General features: G+C 67.8%; 1 protein-coding gene. It reads right to left on the bottom strand.

The genetic code is table 11. The annotated features are described in order from the left end of the window. Positions 1-239: acyl carrier protein (locus tag BST12_RS30220; RefSeq protein WP_139802146.1), on the bottom strand; the 239-nt coding region annotated here is incomplete at both ends.

The raw sequence follows: 239 nt of genomic DNA, 5'->3' as shown, positions 1-239 counted from the left end.
AGACGAGGGTGGCGGGTAGGGGTAGGCCGGTGTGTTGGGCCAGGGTGTTGCGGAGTTGGAGGGCGGTTAGGGAGTCGATGCCGAGGTTGGTGAAGGGTTGGTCGGGGTCGAGGGTGTCGGGGTCGGGGTGGGCTAGGACGGTGGCGGTGGTGGTGAGGATGAGGGTGGTCAGGGTGGTGAGTTGGTGTTCGGGGGTGTGGCCGGTGAGTTGGGCGGCTAGTCCGTGGGGGGTGGTGGTG

Origin of the sequence: Mycobacterium angelicum (genome assembly GCF_002086155.1) — a bacterium.
Classification (GTDB): Bacteria; Actinomycetota; Actinomycetes; order Mycobacteriales; family Mycobacteriaceae; genus Mycobacterium; species Mycobacterium angelicum.
This window is presented reverse-complemented; position numbering and strand designations above follow the sequence as displayed.